This is a genomic window from Burkholderia lata (assembly GCF_902499025.1).
Lineage (GTDB): Bacteria > Pseudomonadota > Gammaproteobacteria > Burkholderiales > Burkholderiaceae > Burkholderia > Burkholderia lata_C.
This window is the reverse complement of record NZ_CABVPW010000041.1, coordinates 75,414-81,553: the sequence shown is the minus strand read 5'-3', so window position 1 is coordinate 81,553 and position 6,140 is coordinate 75,414. Positions and strand designations below refer to the sequence as shown.

The 6,140-nt window shown below is 71.6% G+C and carries 7 protein-coding genes; 6 read left to right on the top strand and 1 reads right to left on the bottom strand.

Going from position 1 to position 6,140, the window contains the following annotated elements:
* Positions 1-31 precede the first annotated feature (31 nt).
* The 5 genes from mdcG (at position 32) to BDI24065_RS32535 (ending at position 3,901) form a co-directional block, all read left to right on the top strand.
* On the top strand, positions 32-700 hold the full coding sequence (gene mdcG, locus BDI24065_RS32555; protein ID WP_175034660.1) for a malonate decarboxylase holo-[acyl-carrier-protein] synthase: 669 nt from the start codon (positions 32-34) through the stop codon (positions 698-700).
* Complete coding sequence (mdcB, locus tag BDI24065_RS32550) at positions 697-1,563, top strand: triphosphoribosyl-dephospho-CoA synthase MdcB (RefSeq protein WP_175034659.1); 867 nt, start codon at positions 697-699, stop codon at positions 1,561-1,563. Before mdcG ends, mdcB begins: the two co-directional genes overlap by 4 nt.
* Entirely contained in the window at positions 1,560-2,492 is a 933-nt protein-coding gene (locus BDI24065_RS32545; protein WP_175034658.1) for an acyltransferase domain-containing protein, read from the top strand. Before mdcB ends, BDI24065_RS32545 begins: the two co-directional genes overlap by 4 nt.
* Positions 2,493-2,609: 117 nt before the next feature.
* Positions 2,610-3,131, top strand: coding sequence for a phospholipase D-like domain-containing protein (locus tag BDI24065_RS32540; protein WP_175034657.1), 522 nt, complete (start codon positions 2,610-2,612; stop codon positions 3,129-3,131).
* A 125-nt stretch (positions 3,132-3,256) separates the two neighbouring features.
* A complete protein-coding gene (locus tag BDI24065_RS32535; protein ID WP_175034656.1) occupies positions 3,257-3,901 on the top strand; it encodes a phosphoribosyltransferase in 645 nt (214 codons plus the stop codon).
* A gap of 7 nt (positions 3,902-3,908) precedes the next feature.
* Here the strand turns inward: BDI24065_RS32535 and BDI24065_RS32530 are convergent, their stop codons facing one another.
* A complete protein-coding gene (locus tag BDI24065_RS32530; RefSeq protein WP_175034655.1) occupies positions 3,909-5,129 on the bottom strand; it encodes a polyhydroxyalkanoate depolymerase in 1,221 nt (406 codons plus the stop codon).
* A 252-nt stretch (positions 5,130-5,381) separates the two neighbouring features.
* Between BDI24065_RS32530 and BDI24065_RS32525 the strand changes: the two genes are divergently transcribed.
* Entirely contained in the window at positions 5,382-6,011 is a 630-nt protein-coding gene (locus BDI24065_RS32525; protein ID WP_175034654.1) for a glutathione S-transferase family protein, read from the top strand.
* Positions 6,012-6,140: the final 129 nt, after the last annotated feature.

Genomic DNA, 6,140 nt, shown 5'->3' with positions numbered 1-6,140 from the left:
GAGGTCGCCCAGCGCGTCGAGGCGCTCGCGCGTGCCGCACGCTGAGCTGCCGCTGCGCCGCCACACGCTCGTCACGCTGACGGCGGCGGGGTGGGGCGCGGCATTCGCGCGCGATCCCGCGCTCGCGGCCGATCCGCTCGTGCAGGCCTGGGCCGAACGCGGTTGGCCGCTGATCGTGCGCCGTGCGTCGCCCGACGAGGCCGATGCCGGCCGCGTGCCGCTCGGCCTGCCGCTGCCGCCTTCCGCGGGCAAGCGGCGCATCGCGCTGAACGCCGCCGCCGACGCGCTCGCGACGGTCCGCCCGTTGCCCGCGTTGTCAGACGTGCTCGCGGCCGCGCCCGATGCATGGCGTACGGCATTGCGCGAGCTCGATGCGCTCGGCGCGCGTTGCGGCGTGCAGGGGCGCGTGTTCGGCAGCCTCGCATGGCAGGCGCTGACGGGCGAGCGCTACCTGGGTGCGTCGTCCGATCTCGATATCGTGTTTCCGCTGCCGGATTCCGCATCGCTCGCGTCGTTGCTCGACGGCCTCGCGGCGATCGACGCGCGCGCGCCGATGCGTATCGACGGCGAACTGCTGCGCGACGACGGCGCGGGCGTCAACTGGCGCGAACTGCATGCGCGGCAGCCTGAAGTCGCGGTCAAGACCGCGATCGCCGTCGAGCTGATGCCCGCCGACGCATTCACCGGAGGCGCGCGATGAGCGCATGGGCTGCCTGTCGCGTACCGGCGCCGTCCGAAGCCGAGCGCATCGCCGAACTGGCCGAGCGCAGCCTCGTGCTCGAAATCGAGACCTATCCGAAGCCGGGGCTCGTCAGTCACGTCGACACCGGCAGTCATTCGGACATGGATGCCGCGACGTTCGCACGCAGCGCCGCCGTGCTGCGGCCGTACTTTGCAGAACTCGCCGACGCCGGCGCGCGCGATGCGGACATGGCCGTGCTGCGCAAGATCGGCCTGCGTGCCGAGCACGCGATGCTCGCGGCGACCGGCGGCGTCAATACGCATCGCGGCGCGATCTTCGGGCTCGGGCTGCTGTGTGCGGCCGCGGGTCGGCGTGCGATGCCGGGATCCGTGCCGGACGGGATGACGCTGGGTGGATTCGTCGCCCGCCGCTGGGGTACCGATATTCTCGGCGGCCCGCGCTTGCCCGACAGCCACGGCGAACGCGCGAGCCGCCGCTACGGCGTCGGCGGCGCGCGTCGCGAGGCGGCCGACGGTTTTACGACCGTGTATGCAGTCGGGCTGCCCGCGTTGCGTCGAGCACGGCGCGACCTGCGTGGCGACCCGGAAGCCGCGCGCGTCGATGCGTGCTTTGCGCTGATCGCCGCGCTCGACGACACGAACCTGCTGCACCGGGGTGGGCAGGCCGGCCTCGAATTCGCGCGGGCGACCGCCCGTGCGTTCGTGGCACGCGGTGGCGTGCGCGCGCGCGACTGGCGGCTGCGCGCGGCGGCCGCGCATCGTGCGTTCGTGGCGCGCCGGCTGAGCCCGGGCGGCGCGGCCGACCTGCTTGCGATGAGCGTCTTCGTCGATGCGCTCGAAGCGGACGGGGACGAGCAATGACGCTGGCCATCCTCTGTTCGGGACAGGGCGCGCAGCGCGCCGACATGTTCGACCTGACCGGCACTGCGCCGCAGGCCGACGCGCTGTTCGCGCACGCGGGCCGGCTTCTCGGCGACGATCCGCGCGCCTGGGTCCGGCAGGCCGGGCCGGACGCGCTGCGCGAGAACCGGGCCGCGCAGATTCTCTGCACGGTCCAGGCGCTCGCGGCTGTCGCGCTGCTCGATGCGGTGTGGCCGCGCCGGCGCTGCGTCGCCGGCTACAGCGTCGGCGAAGTCGCGTCGTGGAGCGTCGCCGGGATGATCGAGCCGGAAGCCGCGCTCGATCTGGCCGATGCGCGTGCGTGCGCCATGGATGCCGCGAGCGGCGGCGACGAGCGGATGGTGTTCGTGCGCGGCCTGACGCGCGCGCAGCTCGCGCGGTTGTGCGACGGCCGCGACGCGGCTATCGCGATCGCGAACCCCGGCGATGCGTTCGTGGTCGCGGGGCGGCAGGCCGATGTCGATGCGGTGGCCGACGATGCGTCGCGCGACGGTGCGCTGCGCGTCGCGCCCGTCTGCGTGCGGATCGCGTCGCACACGCGCCGGCTCGCCGCGGCCGTGCCGGTGTTTCGCGCGTCGCTCGCCGCGACGCCCGTGCGGCGGCCGCTGCCCGGCACGCGGCTGTTTTCGGGGATCGATGGCGCATCGGTGCTCGACATCGACGCGGGCCTCGACAAGCTTGCGCGGCAGATCGCGGAGCCGGTCGAGTGGGCGGCCTGTCTTGCCGCGTGCGTGGAGGCCGGCGCCACCGCGTTCCTCGAGCTCGGCCCCGGCCGTGCGCTGGCCGAGATGGCCGGTGGCGCGTATCCGGCGCTGCCGGCGCGCAGCCTCGCGGATTTCCGTTCCGTCGACGGCGTGGCGAGCTGGCTCGCGCGCGTCGCGGCGGGCTGATCGACGGCGAGAAAAACGGGCTGTCACGCGTTCATCGGGCAGCGGTTTTGCGCTGTGTGTTGCGCCGGCGCAGCAGCATCGCAGCCGGTGCTTGCCACGCGAATTGGCGTCGCTACAATGGCGCCCGCCATGAGACCAGCCGCCTTCCTTCTCGCCGCACTTTGCTGCACGGCGAGCGCCCACGCCGCGCAGATTCCGTCCGATGCCGCATCGGTCGGCACATACTTTTCGTATGACAATGCGGCGGCCGACGCGACCGTCGACCTGATCGGGCAGGCACAGCGCCGCGTGCTGCTGGCCGGCTATACGCACGTGCCGCCGGCGGTCGCGAGCGCGCTGCGCGCGGCCCGCTCGCGCGGGATCGAGGTGCGTGTCGTGCTCGTGCGCTCGCCGCGCGCGGGCAGGTACAGCGGCGTGGGCTATCTGAAATCCTCGGGGATCGACGTGGCGATCGATTCGCGGCACGGCGATCCTGCACCGCGCTTCGTGATCGTCGACGACAGCGTCGCGCTGACGACGCTGTCCGAAGGCGCGGCCACGCATGCGGAAACGGTGAACGTGTTCCAGCGCGCGCCCGAGCTCGCGCAATCCTATGCGCAGTCGTTCTGGCGGCTGTACCGGCAGGCCGGCGGCCTCTGACCCTTTCCTTCGGCGCCGCGCGCGCCGGTGTGACCCTGCTTGCATCGGCGCGGCCGATGAACCATGCTCGTTGACAGGTGCCGACGCGGGATTCGCGCATCCGGCGCAACGGCAGGGAGCTGATCGTGTTCGAGTGTTTTGCCGATCGCGCCGATGCGGGCCGCCAGCTGGCCGGCGCATTGGGCGATTACGCGGGGCGTGGCAATGTCGTCGTGCTCGCGTTGCCGCGCGGCGGCGTGCCCGTCGCCTATCCGGTCGCTTGCGCGCTGCGCGCGCCGCTCGACGTGCTGGTCGTGCGCAAGCTCGGCGTGCCGTACGATCCCGAGCTTGCGATGGGCGCGATCGCGACGGGCGGTGCGATTCATCTGCAGCGTTCGGTGCTTCGTTCGATGAGGGTGTCCGACGCGCAGCTCGCCGACGTGATCGCGCGCGAGACGGCCGAACTGCATCGCCGCGAAGCGCTGTATCGCGGTGCCGCGCCGCCGCTGCCGGTCGAGGGGCGCATTGCGATCGTCATCGACGATGGCGTCGCGACCGGCGCGTCGATGCGCGTCGCGCTGCAGGCGTTGCGCGAGCGTCATCCGGCGCGGATCGTCGCGGCTGCACCGGTCGCACCGGCGGGCACCCGGCATGCGTTCGACGATCTGGCCGACGCGTTCGTCACGGTGACGCTGCCGTTGCCGTTCTTCGGGATCAGCCAGTTCTATGCGCGCTTCGAGCAGACGAGCGACGACGAGGTGCGCGCGTTGCTCGACGCGGCCAGGCTCTGACGCGGCATCAGGTCCGCCGGATGCGGCGTGGGCGAGGGCGGCGGCGGGTTTCGGCCCACGCGAACACGTGCTGCAGCATCGGATGGACATTGCCGTGCCAGCGCGCCCCAGTAAACAGCCCGTAGTGATCGCAGTCGTCGACATCGACGCGGAAGCGTTCGTCGGCGGCGAGGCCGCTGCACAGGTCGAGCGCCGCATGTGTCTGGCCGGCGCCCGTGACCTTGTCGCAGGCGCCTTCGACGGTCAGCAGCGCGATGCCGCGCAGCGCGGCTGGCTCGACGCGCTGGCCGCCCACGTCCCACGTGCCGTGCGCGAGGCTCATGCGCTGGAACACGACGTCGACCGTATCGAGGAAATACTCGGCCGGCATGTCGAGCAGCGCCGTGTATTCGAGCAGCGCCCGCCGCGCGCCGGCGAGCCCGGTCATGTCGAAGCGCGATGCGGCCAGCGCGTAGGCCTCGATCAGGGTCAGGAAGCGCTGCGGGTACACGAGGGCGATCTCGCCCTGCTGCAGATAGGTCGGAAATACGTGGCGGCCATGCCCTGCGAAGCCGGGCGGCACGATGTCGATCAGGTGGCGGTGACACCAGTCGAGCGAATGGGCGGCGGCGGCGGTGCCGAGCGAGCTTGGATTCCGGCGCGCGTCGAGCGGGCCGCCGATCAGCGTGACGCTCGCGGGCGGTACGAGGCCGCGTGCGGCGCGCAGGGCGAGTGCGCCGAGCACCGGCACGGTCGCCTGGCACACGGCGACGACATGCAGCGGCCGGTCGTCGTGCGCAAGCCCGTCGACGAAGCCGTCGAGCATCGCGACATATTCGTCGAGCCCGAAACGGCCCGACGCGAGCGGCACGTCGCGCGCATTGCGCCAGTCGGTCACGCAGACGTCGCCATCCGCGAGCAGCGTCTCGACGGTTTCCCGCATCATCACGGCCGCATGCCCGGCGAGCGGCGCGCACAGCAGCACCGTGCGGCGCGCATCGGCGCGCGTGAAGCGCCGCAGGTCGCAGAACGGCGTGCGCGCGACGACGCGCTCGCCGACGGCCGGCCACCCGATATCGAAGTGCGGCGGCCCGTCCGACGGCCCGAGCAACGGCTCGAACAGGTCGTCGTAGCACGACGACGCGGTGTGCGGCAGCGTGGCCGCGGGCCACGCGTCGAACGCGTGCCGTGTCGCCGCGCGCCAGGCGCGCATCCATTCCCGCTGCTGCTCGACGAGGGCATACCACATGGCGAACCTTGGGACGGAAGGGGCGTGAACTTGCATTATGGTCACTGTGGCCGGACAACGTGAGTCCCGCGCACGGCCGGCTGATGCGCATCGAGCGCGCGGGCGCGACGCCCGGCCGCGCACGTTCCGCAATGTCGGCAAACTCGTTCGTGGAGCCGGCTCAGTCTCGTTGCTCGCGGGAGCGGGCTCTAGGCGATGGCATACGACACTGCTACAGTCGTCGATCCCATTCCCTCAAGCGGAGCGTTTGCGATGAAGCTGATCGGTATGCTGGATTCCCCGTTCGTGCGCCGTGTCGCCATTTCGGCGAAGCTGCTCGACCTGCCGTTCGAACACGCGTCGATTTCGGTGTTCCGTCATTTCGAGCAGTTCAGGGCGATCAACCCGGTCGTCAAGGCGCCGACGCTCGTGACCGGCGACGGCGCGACGCTGATCGACTCGTCGCTGATCGTTGACTATCTCGATCACCTGGTCGCGCCCGAACGGCGCCTGCTGCCCGATGCCGCCGACGCGCGGTTGCGCGCGCTCGTGCCGGTCGGTTTCGCACTGGCGGCTGCCGAGAAGACCGTGCAAGTCGTCTACGAGCAGGCGCTGCGTCCGGCCGACAAGCAGCACGCGCCGTGGCTCGAGCGCGTGCTGAGCCAGATCGAGGGCGCATACGGCGCACTGGAGCCGCTTGTCGCGGCCGCGAACGGCTGGTTCGGTGGCGCGCGCCTGTTGCAGTCCGACGTGACGGTCGCGGTGGCATGGCGTTTCACGCAGTTCATGGCGGCCGACTACCCGGTACTCGAACGGATCGATCCGGCCCGTTATCCGGCACTGGCTGCGCATTCGGCGCGGGCGGAAGCGCTGCCGGCGTTCGTCGAAACACCGCTCGTCTAGGCGGCGCCGCAGCGCGCGCAGCGGCCCCGCGCTGCTGCCCGCCGCCCGCTCAGCCTTACCCCGCAAGCCGTTGCCGATTGTTCTCGGCGGCTGACAAGTGACTTCGCATTCGTGCTGTTTATCCGGATG